This is a genomic window from Cyanobium sp. HWJ4-Hawea (assembly GCF_024345815.1).
Classification (GTDB): Bacteria; Cyanobacteriota; Cyanobacteriia; order PCC-6307; family Cyanobiaceae; genus Cyanobium_A.
Window position 1 is genome coordinate 1 of sequence record NZ_JAGQBV010000018.1, and the last position, 17934, is coordinate 17934.

Annotated in this window: 22 protein-coding genes and 2 tRNA genes; 12 read left to right on the forward strand and 12 right to left on the reverse strand. The window is 62.4% G+C overall.

The features are described 5' to 3' along the window. Window positions 1-149: 149 nt before the first annotated feature. Complete coding sequence (aroC, locus tag KBY58_RS05670; protein WP_255003378.1) at window positions 150-1238, forward strand: chorismate synthase; 1089 nt, start codon at window positions 150-152, stop codon at window positions 1236-1238. Here the strand turns inward: aroC and KBY58_RS05675 are convergent. The 4 genes from KBY58_RS05675 to psbO form a co-directional block, all read right to left on the reverse strand. Next, complete coding sequence (locus tag KBY58_RS05675) at window positions 1185-1805, reverse strand: bifunctional 4-hydroxy-2-oxoglutarate aldolase/2-dehydro-3-deoxy-phosphogluconate aldolase (RefSeq protein ID WP_409995719.1); 621 nt, start codon at window positions 1803-1805, stop codon at window positions 1185-1187. The two genes, aroC and KBY58_RS05675, sit on opposite strands and share 54 nt — an antisense overlap. An 83-nt stretch (window positions 1806-1888) precedes the next feature. Then, window positions 1889-3733 carry an ATP-dependent zinc metalloprotease FtsH3 gene (gene ftsH3, locus KBY58_RS05680; RefSeq protein WP_255003379.1) on the reverse strand — a complete coding sequence of 615 codons (1845 nt, stop codon included), beginning with the start codon at window positions 3731-3733 and terminating at the stop codon, window positions 1889-1891. A 52-nt stretch (window positions 3734-3785) separates the two neighbouring features. Then, window positions 3786-4943, reverse strand: a complete 1158-nt coding sequence (sat, locus tag KBY58_RS05685; RefSeq protein ID WP_254934595.1) for a sulfate adenylyltransferase — start codon at window positions 4941-4943, stop codon at window positions 3786-3788. 129 nt (window positions 4944-5072) lie between these two features. Then, a complete protein-coding gene (gene psbO / locus KBY58_RS05690) occupies window positions 5073-5885 on the reverse strand; it encodes a photosystem II manganese-stabilizing polypeptide (RefSeq protein ID WP_254934594.1) in 813 nt (270 codons plus the stop codon). Between the two features lie 151 nt (window positions 5886-6036). Here psbO and KBY58_RS05695 point away from each other — a divergent pair, with 151 nt between their 5' ends. Further along, complete coding sequence (locus tag KBY58_RS05695; protein ID WP_255003380.1) at window positions 6037-6348, forward strand: hypothetical protein; 312 nt, start codon at window positions 6037-6039, stop codon at window positions 6346-6348. On the opposite strand, the gene coaBC is transcribed toward KBY58_RS05695, so the two are convergent. Both coaBC and KBY58_RS05705 read right to left on the reverse strand, forming a co-directional pair. Continuing rightward, a complete protein-coding gene (coaBC, locus tag KBY58_RS05700; protein WP_255003382.1) occupies window positions 6293-7624 on the reverse strand; it encodes a bifunctional phosphopantothenoylcysteine decarboxylase/phosphopantothenate--cysteine ligase CoaBC in 1332 nt (443 codons plus the stop codon). The genes KBY58_RS05695 and coaBC overlap by 56 nt on opposite strands. Beyond that, on the reverse strand, window positions 7614-7823 hold the full coding sequence (locus KBY58_RS05705) for a DUF2555 domain-containing protein (RefSeq protein ID WP_254934591.1): 210 nt from the start codon (window positions 7821-7823) through the stop codon (window positions 7614-7616). Before KBY58_RS05705 ends, coaBC begins: the two co-directional genes overlap by 11 nt. A gap of 50 nt (window positions 7824-7873) precedes the next feature. On the opposite strand from KBY58_RS05705, the gene KBY58_RS05710 reads away from it, so the two are divergent. The 4 genes from KBY58_RS05710 (at window position 7874) to KBY58_RS05725 (ending at window position 8864) form a co-directional block, all read left to right on the forward strand. Further along, a tRNA-Ala gene (locus KBY58_RS05710) sits at window positions 7874-7946 on the forward strand. Window positions 7947-7950: 4 nt separating this feature from the next. Beyond that, the gene (locus KBY58_RS05715) at window positions 7951-8112 is read left to right on the forward strand and encodes a PCP reductase family protein (protein ID WP_255003384.1); all 162 of its coding nucleotides are present in this window, start codon (window positions 7951-7953) and stop codon (window positions 8110-8112) included. A 42-nt stretch (window positions 8113-8154) separates the two neighbouring features. Further along, on the forward strand, window positions 8155-8349 hold the full coding sequence (locus KBY58_RS05720) for a hypothetical protein (protein ID WP_254934589.1): 195 nt from the start codon (window positions 8155-8157) through the stop codon (window positions 8347-8349). A 137-nt stretch (window positions 8350-8486) separates the two neighbouring features. Further along, window positions 8487-8864, forward strand: a complete 378-nt coding sequence (locus KBY58_RS05725) for a DUF565 domain-containing protein (protein ID WP_255003385.1) — start codon at window positions 8487-8489, stop codon at window positions 8862-8864. Here the strand turns inward: KBY58_RS05725 and KBY58_RS05730 are convergent. Next, window positions 8861-9883 (reverse strand): aspartate carbamoyltransferase catalytic subunit, encoded by a 1023-nt coding sequence (locus KBY58_RS05730; RefSeq protein WP_255003386.1) that lies wholly within the window; start codon window positions 9881-9883, stop codon window positions 8861-8863. The two genes, KBY58_RS05725 and KBY58_RS05730, sit on opposite strands and share 4 nt — an antisense overlap. 168 nt (window positions 9884-10051) lie before the next feature. On the opposite strand from KBY58_RS05730, the gene KBY58_RS05735 reads away from it, so the two are divergent. Then, window positions 10052-10189 (forward strand): hypothetical protein, encoded by a 138-nt coding sequence (locus tag KBY58_RS05735; RefSeq protein WP_255003387.1) that lies wholly within the window; start codon window positions 10052-10054, stop codon window positions 10187-10189. A 24-nt stretch (window positions 10190-10213) separates the two neighbouring features. Here the strand turns inward: KBY58_RS05735 and KBY58_RS05740 are convergent, their stop codons facing one another. Further along, window positions 10214-10510: a glycine/sarcosine/betaine reductase component B subunit gene (locus KBY58_RS05740; protein ID WP_254934585.1), complete on the reverse strand. Its 297-nt coding sequence runs from the start codon at window positions 10508-10510 to the stop codon at window positions 10214-10216. 63 nt (window positions 10511-10573) lie between these two features. Between KBY58_RS05740 and KBY58_RS05745 the strand changes: the two genes are divergently transcribed. Both KBY58_RS05745 and gatC read left to right on the forward strand, forming a co-directional pair. Beyond that, window positions 10574-11359 carry a creatininase family protein gene (locus KBY58_RS05745; protein ID WP_254934584.1) on the forward strand — a complete coding sequence of 262 codons (786 nt, stop codon included), beginning with the start codon at window positions 10574-10576 and terminating at the stop codon, window positions 11357-11359. A gap of 32 nt (window positions 11360-11391) precedes the next feature. Then, window positions 11392-11679, forward strand: coding sequence for an Asp-tRNA(Asn)/Glu-tRNA(Gln) amidotransferase subunit GatC (gene gatC, locus KBY58_RS05750; protein ID WP_255003388.1), 288 nt, complete (start codon window positions 11392-11394; stop codon window positions 11677-11679). Window positions 11680-11685: 6 nt separating this feature from the next. Here the strand turns inward: gatC and crtR are convergent, their stop codons facing one another. Together crtR and KBY58_RS05760 are read right to left on the reverse strand one after the other, a co-directional pair. After that, window positions 11686-12705: a beta-carotene hydroxylase gene (crtR, locus tag KBY58_RS05755; RefSeq protein WP_254934582.1), complete on the reverse strand. Its 1020-nt coding sequence runs from the start codon at window positions 12703-12705 to the stop codon at window positions 11686-11688. Between the two features lie 51 nt (window positions 12706-12756). Beyond that, window positions 12757-12838, reverse strand: a tRNA-Leu gene (locus KBY58_RS05760). 109 nt (window positions 12839-12947) lie between these two features. Between KBY58_RS05760 and KBY58_RS05765 the strand changes: the two genes are divergently transcribed. The 3 genes from KBY58_RS05765 to KBY58_RS05775 all read left to right on the forward strand — a co-directional run bounded on the left by KBY58_RS05765 (window position 12948) and on the right by KBY58_RS05775 (window position 16909). After that, window positions 12948-13448 carry a Ycf66 family protein gene (locus tag KBY58_RS05765; RefSeq protein WP_255003389.1) on the forward strand — a complete coding sequence of 167 codons (501 nt, stop codon included), beginning with the start codon at window positions 12948-12950 and terminating at the stop codon, window positions 13446-13448. Window positions 13449-13550: 102 nt separating this feature from the next. Further along, the gene (gene ileS / locus KBY58_RS05770) at window positions 13551-16403 is read left to right on the forward strand and encodes an isoleucine--tRNA ligase (protein ID WP_255003415.1); all 2853 of its coding nucleotides are present in this window, start codon (window positions 13551-13553) and stop codon (window positions 16401-16403) included. Beyond that, entirely contained in the window at window positions 16400-16909 is a 510-nt protein-coding gene (locus tag KBY58_RS05775) for a cupin domain-containing protein (RefSeq protein WP_255003390.1), read from the forward strand. Before ileS ends, KBY58_RS05775 begins: the two co-directional genes overlap by 4 nt. 34 nt (window positions 16910-16943) lie before the next feature. On the opposite strand, the gene KBY58_RS05780 is transcribed toward KBY58_RS05775, so the two are convergent. After that, a complete protein-coding gene (locus KBY58_RS05780) occupies window positions 16944-17255 on the reverse strand; it encodes a hypothetical protein (protein WP_254934579.1) in 312 nt (103 codons plus the stop codon). A gap of 8 nt (window positions 17256-17263) precedes the next feature. Then, entirely contained in the window at window positions 17264-17881 is a 618-nt protein-coding gene (locus tag KBY58_RS05785) for a DUF3177 family protein (protein WP_255003391.1), read from the reverse strand. Window positions 17882-17934 lie beyond the last annotated feature (53 nt).

Genomic DNA, 17934 nt, shown 5'->3' on the forward strand with positions numbered 1-17934 from the left:
CTGCAATCGGCTGAGGCTAAAAGCTTCAACTGTTTCCAGAGCAAATCGACGGAATCCCAGCCCCCCTCTCCTAGAGGGGGGCTTTTTTGTGGCTAAGACCCTGAAAGCAATGCCTGTTACTAACGTGTCGCAAGCCAAGGTGTTTACCAATGGGCAGCAGCTTCGGGAAGCTTTTTCGCATCAGTACCTTTGGCGAATCCCACGGTGGGGCCGTGGGGGTGATTGTCGATGGCTGCCCGCCGCGACTGGCCCTGGATCTGGAGGCCATCCAAACCGAACTCGACCGGCGTAAACCTGGCCAGAGCAAGATCACGACCCCCCGCAAGGAAGACGACCGGGTTGAAATCCTCAGTGGCCTACTGGATGGGGTGACCCTGGGCACGCCGATCGCGATGGTGGTCCGCAACAGGGATCAACGCCCCCAGGACTACAAGGAAATGGAGGTGGCCTTTCGCCCCTCCCATGCCGATGCCACCTACCAGGCCAAGTACGGCATCCAGGCCCGCAGTGGTGGTGGCCGTGCCTCAGCGCGGGAAACGATCGGACGGGTGGCCGCTGGAGCGATCGCCAAACAATTGCTGGCCAAGGTCCATGGCACCGAGGTGCTCGCCTGGGTGAAGCGGATCCACACCCTTGAGGCAGCGGTGGATCCAGCCACGGTGACCCTGGAGGCAGTGGAAAGCAACATCGTGCGCTGCCCGGATCCCGCCATGGCGGAGCGGATGATCGAGCGGATCGAGGCAATCGGCCGCGAGGGCGACTCCTGCGGCGGAGTGATCGAATGCGTGGTGCGGCAGGCACCAATGGGCCTGGGCATGCCCGTATTCGACAAATTGGAGGCAGATCTGGCCAAGGCGGTGATGTCGCTGCCGGCCACCAAGGGCTTTGAGATCGGCTCCGGCTTTGAAGGCACCCTGCTCAAGGGCAGTGAGCACAACGACGCCTTCCTGCCCACGGGCGATGGCTCCCTGCACACCGCCACCAACAACTCCGGCGGCATCCAGGGGGGGATTAGCAATGGAGAGGCGATCGTGATTCGCGTGGCCTTCAAACCCACAGCCACGATCCGCAAGGCTCAGCAAACCATCAACGATCGGGGTGAAGCCACCACCCTGGAAGCCAAGGGCCGGCATGATCCCTGCGTACTGCCCCGGGCAGTGCCGATGGTGGAGGCGATGGTGGCCCTAGTGCTGGCTGATCACCTGCTCAGGCAGCAGGGGCAGTGCAGCGTCCCCTAGGGCCAAAACAAGCTCCCTCAATGACTGCCAGGCCTTGTCGTGGTCAAAAGTTCCGCCATAGTCCAAAGTCCCGCCCAGGGCAACCGCATCCACCCCGGAGCTAAGCCAAGCCAGCACATCGGTGGGGGCCAAGCCCCCAGCCGCAATGCAAAACGGCAAGTCCCCAAGCGGTGCCCGTAGGCGGGGCCAATAGGCCGGCCCCAGGCTGCTGGCGGGAAAAAGCTTGACCAGCCCACAGCCGAGAGATTGGGCCCGGTAGACCTCGGAGGGGCTAAGCACCCCGGGCACAAGGGTTATGCCCAGCTGGCAGGCCAACTGCAGCAGGCCTGGGTCAAGCACCGGCGAAACGGCGTAGGTCAGGCCCGCAACTGCCGCAGCCTCCAGGGCCTCGACCTGCCGCACAGATGCTGCACCGAGGTTGAGAGAGGGAAAGCGCTGCTTCAATTCAGCGCACTGCTCTGACCAGGCCGGCAGCGGACTCCAGGCAATTTCGACATGCCTCACCCCAATCGCATCGAGCTGCTTGAGCCGATTAACCAGCTGGATGGGCTCAACAGAACGAAGCACCACCAGCAAGGGCTGGCGGTGCAGGGAGGAAATCAGGCCACTGGCATTGACCTGGAGAGGAGTTTTAGGGGAGTCGGCTTCGTTCAGACGTACTCGGCCACCCGCACGTCACGGCGAATCAGCAACTCCTGCAGATCTTCTGCATCCACCGTTTCCTTCTCGACAAGCATGTCGGCCAGCTCATCGAGAACAGAACGATTTTTGGAGAGCACCTCGGTGGCGCGTTTGTAGGCCTCAGAAACTAGCTGGGCCACTTCCTCATCAATGGCGGCTGCAGTGTCTTCGGAGAAGTCACGCTCGGCTGCGATATCGCGGCCAAGGAACATGCCACCCTGGCTGCGGCCAAGGGCCACGGGACCAAGGCGATCACTCATGCCAAAGCGAGTCACCATCTGCCTTGCCACCCGAGCAACCTGCTGGAGGTCGTTGGAGGCACCGGTGGTGACTTCATCTTCGCCGTAGACAATTTCCTCTGCCACCCGGCCGCCCAGGGCGACGGCCATTTGATTTTGCAGATAGGAGCGGGAATAGAGGCCCGACTCCATCCGCTCTTCGCTGGGGGTGAAGAAGGTGAGACCACCGGCCTGGCCGCGGGGAATGATGCTGATCTTTTGAACGGGGTCGTAATCGGGCATCAGGGCGCCGACTAGGGCGTGGCCACCTTCGTGATAAGCCACCAGGCGCTTGCGCTTCTCACTCATCACCCGATCTTTTTTCTCAGGGCCGGCCATTACCCGCTCGATGGCGTCGTTGACCTCATCCATCGAAACTTCGGTCAGTTGACGGCGGGCCGCCAAAATTGCCGCCTCGTTAAGCAAGTTGGCGAGGTCAGCGCCGGTAAAGCCAGGGGTGCGGCGGGCGACCTTATCGAGGTCGACATCTTTAGCAAGGGTCTTGCCCCGGGCATGGACCTCGAGGATCTGGAGGCGACCGCTGTAATCAGGCCGATCAACCACCACCTGACGATCAAAACGACCTGGACGCATCAGGGCCGAATCGAGCACATCGGGGCGGTTAGTGGCAGCCACGATGATGATGCCGGTGTTGCCCTCAAAGCCATCCATCTCGGTGAGGAGCTGGTTGAGGGTTTGTTCCCGCTCGTCGTTGCCGCCGCCTAGGCCAGCGCCCCGCTGGCGGCCCACCGCATCGATTTCATCGATGAAGACAATGCAAGGGGCGCTCTTTTTGGCCTGCTCAAACAGATCGCGCACCCGGCTTGCACCCACGCCCACAAACATCTCCACAAACTCAGAGCCTGAGATCGAGAAGAAGGGCACACCAGCTTCACCAGCCACAGCCTTAGCCAAAAGGGTTTTGCCCGTACCGGGAGGGCCCACCAGAAGCACCCCTTTGGGGATCTTGGCGCCGACGGCGGTAAAACGATCCGGATTTTTGAGGAAGTCGACGACTTCAGTGAGCTCTAGCTTGGCCCCCTCAATGCCAGCCACATCGCCGAAGGTCACCTGGGTCTGGGGCTCCATCTGCAACCGAGCCTTGCTCTTGCCGAAGCTCATGGCAGGGTTGCCGCCACCGCCCTGGGCGCGGCGCAACAGGAAAAACAGGCCGCCCAGCAGCAAGAGGGGGAACAGCAAGCTGCCTATGGCCTGCTGCCAGGCCGCTGGCTCGCGGCTGGGCTGCACTGCGATATCAACGTTGTGATCGGTGAGCAGCTTGAGCAAATCCTTGTCTGGTGCCAGGTTGACCACGGCACGGCGACCATCGTTTTCCACCACCTGGGCGGTGCCCCGGTCAGGGGAAATCAGAACCCGGGAAACGTCGTTGGCCTCTACGGCCTCAACGAAATCGCTGTAGCGAAGGGTCCGCGGAGCGTTGGCTGGATCGGGTCGATCCAGAAAAGCCGTGCCCACGGCAATCATCACGATTACCAAAATTACGTAGAGCCCGGCATTGCGCCAACGCTTGTTCACGGCTTATGAGAGGGAAGTAAAGGAATGTTAACCGGCCTTGCGGCCCGAATCGCTAGTTGGCAGATCGGAGCACATCCACCACGCTGCGGAAGGCGAACCACTCGGGAATTTCCTCGCCGCCGCGGAGCATTTGGCGGAATTGGGTGCCGCTGAGCTTGCGCACGTGCAGGCCCCGGGCCTCGGCGTGCTGGGCGGTCACGTAGCCCTCTTCCTCCGTATACACGAGGTTGAGCGAAGGCACGGTTTCCATGCCGAGCTCGGCGGCGTTATCCCGGGCAAAATCCTGGGCCTGGTATGGGCCGTAGAAATCCTCGCCAGTTAGGGACGACTTACAGCCGGCCATGTCGCGGCCAATGATGAAGTGGGTGCAGCCATAGTTTTTGCGGATGATCATGTGCTGCAGCGCTTCCCTGGGCCCGGCCATGTGCATCGAATAGGGCAGGTAGGCCCAGCGAATGCGCGGATTGTTCACCTCGGCGGCCAAGCGCTCGTAGGTCTGGAAGCGCACATCACCGGCGATGTCGTCGTCCTGGGTGGGCCCGCAGGTGGGATGCACCAACACCACACCACCGGCACTGACATTGCTGGCATCAAGGGCCCTGGTGAAGAGCTCGTAGTGGGCGCGGTGGATGGGGTTGCGGCACTGGAATGCCACCACGTCTTGACTTTCTGGAAGGGTGGAGCGCACCTCAGCAGGGGTTTTGCAGGGGAACTCCCGGCGGGGCAAACCGAGGCCCTGCACCTGGCCTCCCAAGTAGTAACGACCCCGCTCTGTGGCGATCATCTTCACCGCAGGATGCTCAAGGGAGGTGGTGCCGTAGCAGCCCTTGGCCTCCTTGGCCTTGTCGGGTTCCCAGCGGCTCTCCACGGTGAATAGGGCCAGGTCTTCGCCGCGGTAGGTGAGCAGCAAACGATCGCCGACCGCTATGGCTTCGTCGTTGGTGTCAAAGACAATCGGCAGGCCAAATAGGAGGCCGCTGGTGGTGCGGTTGGAGGCCACCACCGCGTCGTAGTCCGCCTGGTGCATGAAGCCCCTAAGAGGGGAAAAGCCGCCCACAACCAGCAGCTCCACATCACAGGCATTGCGATCACTGCACTCCAACACCCGGATGGCGCTAGCCCTGACTTCCTCCTGGGCCTCGGCCGCCACCATCAGGTCGACCAGGGATCCCCCATGGGGTGCGATCAAGCCGGATGCGGTGGCAGCCATCTAAGACCAACGGGTAAGTGGGATGGATTCTCCCAGACAGCTTGGGAAGCCCCAAAAGACCAATAAAAAAGGGCCCAGCCGGGCCCCTTGCTTTTCATGTTCTGGAAAGGTTCAGGCTTTGGCAGCCAATCAGACCTTCTCGAGCCGGCCATAGAGCTGGCCGATGATTTTCACGTCCACCACCGCCTTAGTGCCCATGTCCGAATCGGAGGGCTGGATAGCGGTGAAAACCCCGGCAAATTCACCGGTGCTGGCATCAACCTTGGTGATCGAAAGGTTCATGGTGCCGGTGCCATCCACGTAGCGCTTCACTGTTTCACCGGTGAACTCATCACCAGCAGGCACCAGGCCCATGGCCGAGCTGTAGCCGGTGGTTAGGCCCCGACCTTTGGGATCGAGGAAGTTGCTGGTGCGATAGCTGGGGGCGCGGAAGCTGCCGTCGAAGTCGGTGCTGGTGGTGATGGAAGATCCATCGGCACTGGCTAGTAGTTCCTTACTGGAGAAGGTGAAAGGCACCTCTTCACCGCCGGGCAGCAGCACGGTGATCGGCTGGAAGTCGATGCCACCTAGCTCCTTGAAGGAGAGGCCATCGGGGCCCACCCCGAGATCTCCATAGACCTGGTCAAGGCTGGAGGTGAAGCGGGTGAGGATCTTGCTAGAGACAAACTGGGCTTCCTGGCGCTTGTTGGCGGGCTCACCCTTCACATACACCTCGGAGGGGTGCATGCAGATTTCCCGCAGCTGATATTTGGCTGAGGAATCAAGGGCGATCGAACCCCGGGCCGAATCGGGCAGGGTCGGGCAATCGTTGGCCAGGCCTGTGTTGTGGATGTCGTCGTAGGTGAGGTTGGCTCGATCCACGGCCTTGGCCCCACCGCTACAGGCGGTCACCAGGCTCAGGCACAGCGCCAGCACTAGGGCCAGCAGAGGACGAAAACTCATGGGAGAAGGCCGCAGAGACAGCGGATCGGAACTGGGCTTCGGCGGATCCTACCGGTGCAAAACCCTCAAAACCCGTACGATGTCGCGGCTCTCAACAAGCCGTATGGAGAGCAGCGACATCGCGACTGAAAGCACCCATAAGTACTGAGATATGAGCCTGACTCCTGCCCAGCAAACCAGCCTCGGCCGCGCCCTAGGGGAGTTGCAAAGCCTGGCCGACGAAATCAATGGCAATCCAGAGGCCCTGCTTGAGCTGTTGCGCCAACTAGAAGGCCTGCATCGCACGATCCAAGACGGCCCTTTCCGCGGCAGCCTGCCCGCCGGCCGCAACCAACTGTTTGAGTTGCTTCAAAACATGGAAAGCAGTGGCGGCTGGCCTTACATACCAAGGCTCCAACTGCGCACCTTTATCGATCTGATGCAACCGGATCCAGATCCCGAGGGCCAGCCGCTGCCGGTCTGAGGGCGCTGAGCAATTGATGGGCAATCGCCAGCTTGGGGGCTAGGGGCAATTGGGTTTCCTTGCCATCAGCGTCGAGCAACCAGCCCTGATTTAGGCCACTGGCAAACCCCGCATGGGGTAAATCAATTGGATTGGCGAAGAGCAAATCACAGCCCTTACGGGCCAATTTCGCCCGTGCCTGTGGCAGGCCTAAACCGCTTGGATCTAGGTGGGTTTGGGCAGCAAAACCAAGGATGCGCTGGGCTGCCGGCTTGCGGGCCACCAGCTCCGCCAGCAGATCGGGCACCTCTTGCCAGTCAGCGGTGAGAGCAGTCGCCAATTCGGCCTTGCTGAGCTTGCTGGCCATCGGCGCCGCCCGTCGATGGTCGGCAACGGCAGCGGCCATCGCCACGGCATCGGCATCGGGCTGGACCGCCAGCAACTCGGCCTGCATTTGGGCGGCGGTTTGCACCGGTGTGCAGTGCAAACCCTCCAGCAGGGCGGGATCAAGGGCCAGGGGGCCGTGCACAAGCCGCACCTGGGCACCCCTGAACCTGGCCGCCTGGGCCAACAACACCCCCATCAGGCCTGTGCTGCCATTGCTTAGGAAGCGCGCAGGATCAAGGGCCTCCCTGGTGGGGCCCGCACTTACCAGCAGCTGCAGACCCTGCCAATCCCTTTGCCAACCCCACAGGGCAAGGGATTCCAAGGCCACCAGCAACTGGGCTGGCTCGGCCATCCGACCATCCCCAAGCCGATCACAGGCCAAGAGCCCTGGGGCTGGAGCCAGGGGCAACACCCGCTGCTGGGCCTGGAGCAGCTGCCAATTGCGCTGCACCGCCGGGGCCTGCCACATGGAGGTATTCATTGCCGCTGCAGCCAGCACCGGCGCCTCAGTGGCCAAAAGGGTGCTGGCCAGCAGGGTATCGGCCATGCCCTGCACCCAACGGGCCAGGCTCGTGGCACTGAGGGGGGCAAGGAGCACCAGTTCGGCCCACTCCGCCAACTCCACGTGGAGGGGGCGGCCGGCCAGATGGCTCCACTGGTCCGCATCGAGATAGCAGCGGTGGCGACTCAAGGAAGCCAGGGCCACCGGGCTAACCAGGGCAGCGGCACTGGGGGTAAGCAGGCAGCGCACCTCGGCACCCCGCTTAGCCAGGGCGCTTACCAGCTGGGGCAGCTTTACCGCAGCAATACTGCCGCTGATGGCGACCAGGATGCGGCGACCAGCCAGGGGATCGGCCGGCAGCCCTGTTGCGGCCGGCAGCGCCGATGGGGAGGGCGACTCAATCCTCATCAAAGGGCTCTTGATCCACCAGGTGCACGTAGGGGCGCGCTAACTCGGGGCGGTGAATGGCCAGGGCCCGCATCAAGTGCCAATCCGCCAGGCCATCGAAGGCCGATGGATAGTCGTCTTCTTCCAGTCGATGGGCCAGCTCAGCGGTGGTCTCTTCGTCAAAGGCAGCTAGCCGTTCTGGGGTAATCGCGGCGCTCATGGCAGAAAGGGCTTGGGGAACTGACCTTTGGAGATAATGGCTCCGCTGAAGGGGAATTAGCTCAGCTGGTAGAGCGCTGCGATCGCACCGCAGAGGTCAGGGGTTCGAGTCCCCTATTCTCCATTCCATGGAATGGACCCCAAGCGCCGAAAGTCGGCTCAAGGAAGTGCCGTTTTTTGTACGGCCCGTAGTGCGCCGCAAGATCGAAGGACTAGCCGTGGAAGCTGGAAAAAGCGAGGTGGATGAAGGCTTTTACGAGAGCGCCAAAGCCCAATTCGGTCAGAAGTAAACCGACGATGCGGTAAAAGGGACAACAAGTAACGTTTTTTTCATGTCCCAATCAAAGCGTGAGCAGGTGGTAAGCCATCTTCGCTACATCCGCCAAGAGCTTCGGGAAATGCACCAGGGGGTTCAGGAAGACGGTTTGCTGCCAGAGGCTGGTGAGGTGCGGGGCGTGATGGCCCAGATGGAAGCGCTGCTGGAATTGCTGGAAGGGAAATCCCGCAAGAAAGACAGCGATTCCTGAGCCAATTCAGGCCAGAGCCCAGCCTGGCCTGCGTCAAGCATTAGCTCTTTTGTGGCGATCCCCTATCAGTAGCGTACAAATATTGCTACTACGCCACTGATGGTGTAAAAATGGTGTAGTAGGGCTCGGGCCGGGTGATGGGGATCACCGCAAGCCAGCCCCCTGCCCACAACACCTTGCAGCGCTACCAGCAAACCCGCTTCCAGCTGAGGGTGGCCCAGGCATTGGCCCAGCTTGAGGCTTGGTCCACCAACCCCTGGCGACGCCTATCCCTGCAGCTAATCGTGCTGCTGGTGAGTTTCAGCATCGGCGGCGGCATTGGCACCATCAGTGGCGCCTTGGCCGAGCTAGATCCACTGGGGGCCCTGATTTGCGTGGCCGCAATCGAACTGGCCATTCGCACCCGTGGCCCGCTGATTAGGCGCCAAAGCAATCCCCTCAGCCTGCAATTGCTCGACATGGCCAGGATCGGACTGCTCTATGGCCTACTACTCGATGGCTTCAAGCTGCTCTAGGCGCTAGCCCCCTTTGCCGCCAGCAAATAGAGCAGGGCCATCCGGATCGGGATGCCATTGCGCACCTGCTCTTCCACCAGGCTGGTGGCCGGATCATCCAGCAAAGCCCCCGCCAGCTCCACGCCCCGATTAACCGGGCCCGGGTGGAGCACTGGCACGGGCTTCCCGCAGATGGCCAGGCGCTGATGGGTAAGGCCGTAGAGCTGGTGGTAGCGATCCAGACTGGTGAGCAAGTGCTGGTGCATCCGCTCCTTTTGCAGGCGCAGGGTCATCACCGCATCGGCTCCAGGCAGGGCCTCCTCCAGGCTGCGCACCACCTGGATAGGGCCGCGCTGGGCCACCGGATCAGCTGCCAGCCCAGGGGGGGGGGCATCAACGAAGCCACTAAAGGCATCGGGCAACAGGGTGGCGGGTCCGCAGAGCACCACCTGGGCACCGCAGGCGGTCAGCGCCCAGAGGTTGGAGCGCGCCACACGGGAGTGGAGCACATCCCCCACAATCACAATCCTTTTGCCGCGCAGGGCCTCTGGCGTGGGCAGCTCGGGGTTGAAATGGCGCGCGAGAGTAAAGAGATCTAGGAGGCCCTGGCTCGGGTGACTGCGCAGACCATCGCCAGCATTGAGAACCGCCACCGATTCACCGGCCTGGTCAAGGTCCCTGGCCAGGCCCTGGGGTACGCCAGCACAGCGATGCCTAACCACCAGCACATTGGCCCCCATCGCCACGTAGGTGCGGGCCGTATCGAGGATGCTTTCGCCCTTACTTAGGGAGCTGGAGGAGGGCGAAAAGCTCTGCACATCAGCTGAGAGCCTTTTAGCGGCCAGCTCAAAACTGCTTCTAGTGCGGGTGCTGGGCTCAAAAAACAGGCTGGTCATCAGCCGGCCCTGGAGGGCCGGAAGCTTGCGGGCACCCGCCACGGGCATGGCCCGAAACCGCTGGGCCAATTCCAATACGGTGGCGTAGTCGGCTAACGAGAGGGCCGCCAGATCCAGCACATGGCGGTGACTCCAGTTGCTCAAGGGCGGGGTCGGTTCACAGATTCAGATTAAGGGATGCGCATCCACGAAGCTGAGGATTTGGAGGCGGCGCTGCGTTACGCCGTAGGTGAGTGGTAAAGAACAGAAGCTGCTCAAGGGGGCCTCAACCCGCCAGAGTGGATGCGTTAACACCCTGCGGCAGCCGGCACCATGGACACCTCAGGCTTCAGCCTCGCCACCGTGCTGATTTTTGGCAGCGGGATTTTTGTCTTGACGACCCTGTTCTTTGGTACCAAGGGCGGCTACTACGACACCGACAAGTACGACGGCAACGGCACAGCCCACTGAATTGTCTAGCAACCATCCGGTTGCCTAGGGATTGCTGAGCCGCTCAGCCTCGGGGCAGTCTTCCGAGGTGATCACGTCGTCGGGATCACCACTGCGGCATACGTAGGCCAACCGGGTACTTACGGCCCCAATCGAATCGAGGCGCACGCTTTCTTCCCAGCTATGGGTTTCGTCGTCGTCCTCGGCGTCGTAGCGCAGGGTTACCAGGTCGCCCTCAACGGCCACCACTAGGGCCTCTTCCACCCAGCGCTGCTGGTCCCGCAGAAACACCCAGACCGGGCGCTGTTCAGAGCAGAATTGATCGAGCTTGCGTTGCAGCATGGGCCCATGGCGCAGCTGGCATTCCAATCTTAGGCAATCCCACCCGGGGTCTCGCTGTTCACCATGACCATTTCCCTTCCAGGCCCGGCCACCACTGAATCGATCCGTCTGCAGCTGCGCAGCTGGCCCGAAGTGGAGACCTATCTCGAGCACTGCAAAGGTGTGATCGTGCCCCTGGGTTCCACCGAGCAACACGGCCCCACGGGCGCCATCGGCACCGATGCCCTCACCGCAGAGGCCGTGGCCCTTGAGGTGGGTCGCCGCAGCGGGGTACTCGTAACCCCAGCCCAGGCCTTCGGCATGGCGGAGCACCACCTGGGCTTTGCCGGCACCATCAGCCTGCAGCCCTCCACCCTGCTGGCCGTATTGCACGACATCGTGCTTTCCCTGGCCCGCCATGGCTTCGAGCGGATCTTTGTGATCAATGGCCATGGCGGCAACATCGCCACCAGCAAGGCAGCCTTTGCCCAGGCCCATGCCAGCGCCGCGGCCAGGGGGCTGCCGAATGCCGATCGGCTGCGCTGCAAGCTCTCCAACTGGTTCATGGCCGGACCCGTAATGCAGGAAGCCCGCCGCCTCTACGGCGATCGGGAAGGGCACCACGCAACCCCCAGCGAAATCGCCCTCACCCTGCAACTAGAGCCCAGCCTGCAGAGCAAGCAAAGGCCCCTGCCTGAGGCAGCGCCCGCAGGGCCTATCCACGGTCCAGAAGACTTCCGCCGCCGCCACCCCGACGGCCGCATGGGCTCAGATCCCTTCCTGGCCCAGGCCGATCACGGCGCCACCTTCCTCGATTTGGCCGCCACCGCCCTGGTTGCCGACCTAGAAACCTTCCTGGTCGGCGGCTAGCGTCGGTTCAAGCTTCAGCCGGTGGGCTTTCCATGAGCAAGATCAGCGCAGACGACGTGCGCAAGGTGGCCCAACTAGCCCGGCTCGCCTTGCCAGAGGAAAAGATCGCCACCTATACCGGCCAACTCGAGCGCATCCTTGGCTACGTGGCCCATCTCGAGCAGGTGGATACGGCAGGGGTGCCCCCCACAACCCGGGCCGTGGAAGTGGTCAATGTGACGCGCCAGGATTCCGTTGAGCCCACTGGGGTTCGCGATGACCTGCTCAACCTCGCCCCCCAGCGGGAAGGGGACTTTTTCCGGGTTCCGAGGATCCTCTAAAAATATTTAGCGGTTGGGCGACACTGCCGTTTGATGAAGCACTTCGAGCACACGACGCCTGGCATGGCGGGTGGGCATCAAGGCTGCAATTGGACGCAACTTGCTGCGGCGCTTGCTGTGGCTGCGAACCCCTAGAAATATGTCGTATAGGAAGTTAAATCCATCGCTCTTAGTTTCAAACAAGCCCAGCCTTTGGGGAGATCCCTTGGCATCGAGTATGTGGCTGGTGGCGTGATAGGCAGGACGATACTCAAACCAGGGAATAGATGGCCATAGATGGTGTATTAGGTGGTAGTTCTGGCCCATGATCAGCCAGTTCATCATTCGGCTTGGATAAACCCGGGCGTTGTGCCAGCGGTTGCGCGACTGAAAAGGCCGGTGGGGCAAATAATCGAAAAACAAACCAAGGGTTACGCCCACCATCAAGGCTGGGGCAAACCAGCAGTTGAAAACAAAATTGAGAAATCCATGGTTAGCTGCGGCTATCACAATTGAAGCGAAAACAGCCCTGGCAATTCCCCACTCCAGCAGCTCATAGCGGCGCCACAGCCGACGCTGGAAAAAGAAAAACTCGTGATAGAAAAATCGAGGTGCAATCAGCCACAGCGGCCCAAAAGTACTAACTATGTGGTCGGGATCATGCTTTGGATCATTCACATGGGCATGGTGCTGAAGATGCACCCGCGTGAACACCGGAAAACTAAAACCGAGTAACAGTGCCGCCCCATGGCCCATCACCGCGTTCCAGAAGCGATTGGGATGGGCGGCGTTGTGGCAGGCGTCATGGATGACCGTGCCCTCCAAATGCAAGGCCAAAAAGCCAGTTGCTAGCAGCACATAGAGGGGCCACTGGCCCACAAACCATCCCCAAATCGTGATGGCCGCCATTGCATAGCCACCCAGAAATAAGCCCACCGTTGGATTCCAAGGGGCGGGGGGATCAAGAAATTCCTTAGGAACGGAACGGGGCAGCTCGGCGGTCACCACAGAAAGTTGATGGGGGGTGGCAGCAAGGTCCAGGGTCATTCCGAATGCTGCTACATGGCTAATAAAAACGCGAGTTCTAGGAACCGCTGATGCCCACCGGGGGACTTGAACCCCCACGACCTAAGCCACTGGTACCTAAAACCAGCGCGTCTACCAATTCCGCCAGGTGGGCGAGCAAGGACTTTAAGGAAGACCCCGCAGCCAACAGCCGAACCATGGCCAGAATGGCCAGCGGGCGCTTTGCTTGCCCCCACACTTGCCCCAACACTTGCCTGGACACCATGGTTGCCACCTTGGGAGGCTCGGTAGCCCTGCTGCTGGGGCTGGCGGTGCTGCTCCTGCCCCTGCTGGCAACCGAACTAAGCCGGCCCCGTGATTCGGCCTGGGGGGCGGTGCTGCTGCTCCTGGGCCTGGTGCTCGTAACCAGCAAAGACCGACTCCAAGGCGCGCCGATGCTTGGGGTGCTCTGCGGTGGCCTGCTGCTCTCTCGCCTGGCCCTGGAGGTGGGCCAGGGGCGCTGGCGCCAGCTCAGCGAAGCAGAGCAGGACAGCTTTAGTTCGCCAGAGCGCTGGGGCAGCAGCCTCCAGCAACTGGCTGCCGTCAGCGGCAAGCTGCTGCAGGCCCTGCCCAAATCACTGCCCAAAGCCCCCTCCAAAGCCAAAGCCACTACCAAACGCTGGGTGCGCCCAGAGCCCGAGGTGCAGGTGGTGGGCTCCCTGAATGAAGTGGAGAGCTTGCTGCTAGCTGAAACCAGCAGCGCTCAAAACAGCCAGGCGGGATAATCGCCCCTTGATGCCAAAGGCGATGTGAGCGCGCGTCCGGACAATTCCACCCCGGCTTCTGCCTACAAGGACACGCTCAACCTGCTGCAAACGCCTTTCAACATGCGGGCCAATGCCAAGGCACGCGAACCCGAGCTGCAGCGCTTTTGGGCAAAAAGTCGGCTCTACGAAAGGCTTAGTCAGCAGAACCCCGGAGAAAGTTTCACCCTCCACGACGGCCCCCCCTACGCCAACGGGAACCTGCATGTGGGCCATGCCCTCAACAAGATCCTCAAGGACATCATCAACAAAACGGCCCTGCTCCAAGGCAAGAAAGCCCGCTTTATTCCCGGCTGGGATTGCCACGGTCTGCCGATCGAGCTGAAGGTGCTCCAGGGCCTCAGCAGCAGCGAGCGCCAGGAGCTCACACCGATCAGCCTGCGCCAAAATGCCCACGCCTTTGCCCTAGAGCAGGTGGAGGGCCAAAAAGCCGGCTTCCAGCGCTGGGGCATTTGGGGCGACTGGGACCAGCCCTACCTGACCCTGCAAAAAAGCTACGAAGCCGCCCAAATCGGCGTATTTGGCCAAATGGTCTTGGCTGGCCACATTTACCGGGGCCTTAAACCCGTGCACTGGAGCCCCAGCTCCCGCACCGCCCTGGCGGAGGCGGAGCTGGAATATCCCGAAGGCCACACCTCCCCAAGCGTGTATGTGGCCTTCGCGGTGGAAACCCTGCCAGAAAGCCTGGAGGCCCAACTAGCCGCCGCCGCCGCCACGGAAAACCTGGCGGTGGCGATCTGGACCACCACCCCCTGGACCCTGCCGGCCAACCTGGCCGTATCGGTGAACGGCAAGCTCAACTACGCCATCTGCCGCAGCAGCTGTCCGACCAGTGGCAGCAGTCGCCACCTACTGGTGGCAGCAGATCTGGTGGAGGGCCTGGAGAAAAGCCTGGGCATGGCCCTGGAACCGCTGCTCACCCTCAAGGGGGCCCAACTAGAAGGCATCACCTATCGCCACCCCCTGCTCGAGCGCTCCAGCCCGGTGGTGCTCGGCGGCGACTACATCACCACCGAAACCGGCACGGGCCTGGTGCACACCGCCCCGGGCCATGGCGTCGACGACTTCAACACCGGCAAGAAATACGGCCTGCCGGTGCTCTGCCCGGTGGATGAAGCCGGCACCCTCACCGCCGAGGCCGGCCCCTTTGCGGGTACCAACGTGCTCAAGGACGCCAACCCCACCATCATCGAAGCCCTCAAGAGCGCAGGGGCCCTGCTCGCCGAGGAGCGCTACGAACACCGCTACCCCTACGACTGGCGCACCAAAAAACCAACGATCTTCCGCGCCACCGAGCAGTGGTTTGCCTCCGTGGAGGGGTTTAGGGAGCAGGCCCTAGCCGCCATTGCCGAGGTGGAGTGGCTGCCAGCCAGTGGCCGCAACCGGATCGAATCGATGGTGAGCGAGCGGGGCGATTGGTGCATCTCGCGCCAGCGCACCTGGGGCGTGCCCATTCCCGTTTTTTATCACCGCCAAAGTGGCGAAGTGCTGCTCAACGCAGACACCCTCAGCCACATCCAAGCCCTGATTGCCGAGCACGGCGCCGATGTCTGGTGGGAGCGCGATGAGGCGAGCCTGCTGCCTGACACCTACGCAGACCAGGCGGCCGATTACCGCAAGGGCACCGACACCATGGACGTGTGGTTCGACTCCGGCTCCTCCTGGGCCGGGGTGCTCGGTGGCCTCGAGGGTCAACAGCCCCGCGCAGCCGAACTGCAATACCCGGCCGATCTCTACCTGGAGGGCTCAGACCAGCACCGGGGCTGGTTCCAATCCAGCCTGCTGACCTCCGTGGCCGTCAACGGCCACGCCCCCTACCGGCGGGTGCTCACCCACGGCTTCACCCTCGATGAGAAGGGCCGCAAGATGAGCAAATCCCTGGGCAATGTGGTCGATCCGGCCGTGTTGGTGGAGGGCGGCAAAAACGAAAAGCAAGATCCCGCCTATGGCGCCGATGTGCTGCGCCTCTGGGTGAGCTCGGTCGACTACTCCGCCGATGTGCCCCTGGGGCCAGGCATCGTCAAGCAACTGGCCGACGTCTACCGCAAGGTGCGCAACACGGCCCGCTACCTGCTTGGCAACCTCCACGACTTCGACCCCAGGCCCCAGGCCGAGGGGGGCCACGCCGTGGTCTACGCCGAGCTGCCCCTGCTGGATCGGTGGATGCTGCAGCGCACCGCCTCCCTAATCAGCTCCGTAACCGCAGATTTTGAGAGCTACGAGTTTTACCGCTTCTTCCAGGCCCTCCAGAATTTCTGCGTGGTCGACCTCTCCAACGTCTACCTCGACATCGCCAAGGATCGGCTTTATGTGAGTGGGGCCAATGACGCCCGCCGCCGCAGCTGCCAAACCGTGCTGGCCCTGGTGGTGGAGCGGCTGGCCGGGCTGATTGCGCCGGTGCTCTGCCACATGGCAGAAGACATCTGGCAAAACCTCCCTTACCAGGTGGCCGAGGCTTCAGTTTTTGAGCGGGGCTGGCCCACCGCCCCGGCCCCCTGGGGCGAGGCCGACCTGGAGGCCCCCATGGCCCAGCTGCTGGAGCTGCGGGCCCAGATCAATCGGCAATTGGAAAGTTGCCGCTCCCAGGGCGAACTGGGCTCCTCATTGGAAGCGGCCGTGCACCTTGAGATCGGCGCCAGTGCGGCCGCCGAATTGCAATCGGCCCTAGATCTGGTTGAGGGCAGCGCCCACCCCAGGGTCGACAACCTGGCCGACTGGCTCCTGGTGTCCGAGCTGTCAATGCAAGCCACCAGCAACCCAGTGCTTGCCGAGGCAGAAGAAGCAGGGGTAAGGGTGCAGATCGTCAGGGCGGCCGGCGAAAAATGCGAGCGCTGCTGGCACTACGAAACCGACATCGGCAGTCACACCAGTCACCCCAGCCTCTGCGGACGTTGCGTGGCGGTGTTGGCGCAATGAACGCAGCGCTGCCGGCGGCGCAACTGATCGAACAGCTCCAGCTACAACCCCACCGAGAAGGCGGTCACTACCGCGAGACCTACAGGGCTAAGGAGCTGGTGACGACACCCCGCGGACCCAGGCCCGCCAGTACGGCGATCCTGTTTCTGCTTACGGCAGGCGAGCGCTCGCACTGGCATCGCATCGCCTCCGACGAGCTCTGGCATCACCTCGGTGGCGGTGGACTGGTGATCCATGAGCTCTGCCAGGCGGGGAAGGTTCTCTCCACCCACCTAGGGCTGGATCTCAGCGCGGGTCAGACGCCCCAGCATGGGGTTCCGGCGGGGAGCTGGTTTGCAGCAGAGCCCATGGCAGGCAGTCCCTGGAGCCTGGTGAGCTGCACCGTGGCACCTGGATTTGACTTCGCCGACTTCGAGCTGGCGAGCCAGGCCCAGCTGGCCTCCCATGCCTCAGCCCTGGGCCGAGGCTGTCCCCACTGGCAAAGCCTCTGTGCGGAGTTGCCCTGAGGTGTGCCTGGGCAGGGCAGAAACGGGGGCGCCGTCAGAGCCAGCTGGCGGGATCGAGAAACCGCTCCACCGCCACTGGAGCAGCCAGCTGCTGCTCCGCTACAGGATTGAGAGGGCCCAGCAACAGTTCAGCCGTCTCGATCAAGGCTCCATCTGGCAAAAGCGGCTGATCAGGGTCGTAGGCCGTGGGATGGGTGGTGCTGCTGGAGAAGCCCCGATACATAACCAGCTCAAACGCTTCAGCGGTCCCACCAACTCCCTGCCACTGCCCACGCAAGCGAAGCACCCGATCGGGGCGATCGCGACTGAGCAGCTCCAGCTGGGCCATCAGGCCCAAATTGGCCATGGCCACCCTCAGAACTCACCGGCAACCCGGCCCTGCTTCGGCAGACGCACCAGCAGCCACTGCAGCAGCCCCACCACGTAGGCCACCAGGGCCAAGTAGCCCACAAAACCCGCCAGGGTTGGGGACCATTGGGCGCCGAAAACAAAACCAAACACGCCAGTCACCTGGACATTGAGGGCTTGGGGAGCCTGCAGCCAAGGGATGCAGGCAGCACTGGCCAAGGCCGCCTTATTCAGGCAAACCAAACTGGTGGCACTTAGGGCAGCCCCCAGCAGGGCCCAAAAGGTCAGGCTCCAACGCCAGATGCGCACGGTTAGGGGCAGTGGGCGCCAGGGGGGCAAATCGGCCAGTTCTTCGTTGATATCCACCCAAAACCAAACCGCCAGCACCACCAAAAGCTGGCCGACCAGGGCCATCAAAAAGCCCAGGGGCCGCTGGTTGGCCAACAACAACACGCTGATCAGCAGCAGGCTGGCCACCTTCCAGTAGATCTGCAGCAGTCGGACAAGGGCGCCCTCGCGCCGCAAGGAAGCCCAGACCAGGAGCACCAGGGGCAGGGCCACGCTGAACAACACCGCCAGGCGGTAGTCGAGCCACACCAGCGAGCGGTACAGCGTTTCGGGCACAGGGATGGTTCGGTAAGACGCCATTATCCGTGCACCCCGCTGGCGATAGGGTC

Bases quoted from the DNA above. Each gene is read 5' to 3' on its own strand.
- aroC (WP_255003378.1), top strand. From the start codon at position 150: ATGGGCAGCAGCTTCGGGAAGCTTTTTCGCATCAGTACCTTTGGCGAA.
- sat (WP_254934595.1), bottom strand. From the start codon at position 4,943: ATGGCTGCCACCGCATCCGGCTTGATCGCACCCCATGGGGGATCCCTG.
- psbO (WP_254934594.1), bottom strand. From the start codon at position 5,885: ATGAGTTTTCGTCCTCTGCTGGCCCTAGTGCTGGCGCTGTGCCTGAGC.
- KBY58_RS05695 (WP_255003380.1), top strand. From the start codon at position 6,037: ATGAGCCTGACTCCTGCCCAGCAAACCAGCCTCGGCCGCGCCCTAGGG.
- coaBC (WP_255003382.1), bottom strand. From the start codon at position 7,624: ATGAGGATTGAGTCGCCCTCCCCATCGGCGCTGCCGGCCGCAACAGGG.
- KBY58_RS05705 (WP_254934591.1), bottom strand. From the start codon at position 7,823: ATGAGCGCCGCGATTACCCCAGAACGGCTAGCTGCCTTTGACGAAGAG.
- KBY58_RS05715 (WP_255003384.1), top strand. From the start codon at position 7,951: ATGGAATGGACCCCAAGCGCCGAAAGTCGGCTCAAGGAAGTGCCGTTT.
- KBY58_RS05720 (WP_254934589.1), top strand. From the start codon at position 8,155: ATGTCCCAATCAAAGCGTGAGCAGGTGGTAAGCCATCTTCGCTACATC.
- KBY58_RS05725 (WP_255003385.1), top strand. From the start codon at position 8,487: ATGGGGATCACCGCAAGCCAGCCCCCTGCCCACAACACCTTGCAGCGC.
- KBY58_RS05735 (WP_255003387.1), top strand. From the start codon at position 10,052: ATGGACACCTCAGGCTTCAGCCTCGCCACCGTGCTGATTTTTGGCAGC.
- KBY58_RS05740 (WP_254934585.1), bottom strand. From the start codon at position 10,510: ATGCTGCAACGCAAGCTCGATCAATTCTGCTCTGAACAGCGCCCGGTC.
- KBY58_RS05745 (WP_254934584.1), top strand. From the start codon at position 10,574: ATGACCATTTCCCTTCCAGGCCCGGCCACCACTGAATCGATCCGTCTG.
- gatC (WP_255003388.1), top strand. From the start codon at position 11,392: ATGAGCAAGATCAGCGCAGACGACGTGCGCAAGGTGGCCCAACTAGCC.
- crtR (WP_254934582.1), bottom strand. From the start codon at position 12,705: ATGACCCTGGACCTTGCTGCCACCCCCCATCAACTTTCTGTGGTGACC.
- KBY58_RS05765 (WP_255003389.1), top strand. From the start codon at position 12,948: ATGGTTGCCACCTTGGGAGGCTCGGTAGCCCTGCTGCTGGGGCTGGCG.
- ileS (WP_255003415.1), top strand. From the start codon at position 13,551: ATGCGGGCCAATGCCAAGGCACGCGAACCCGAGCTGCAGCGCTTTTGG.
- KBY58_RS05775 (WP_255003390.1), top strand. From the start codon at position 16,400: ATGAACGCAGCGCTGCCGGCGGCGCAACTGATCGAACAGCTCCAGCTA.
- KBY58_RS05780 (WP_254934579.1), bottom strand. From the start codon at position 17,255: ATGGCCAATTTGGGCCTGATGGCCCAGCTGGAGCTGCTCAGTCGCGAT.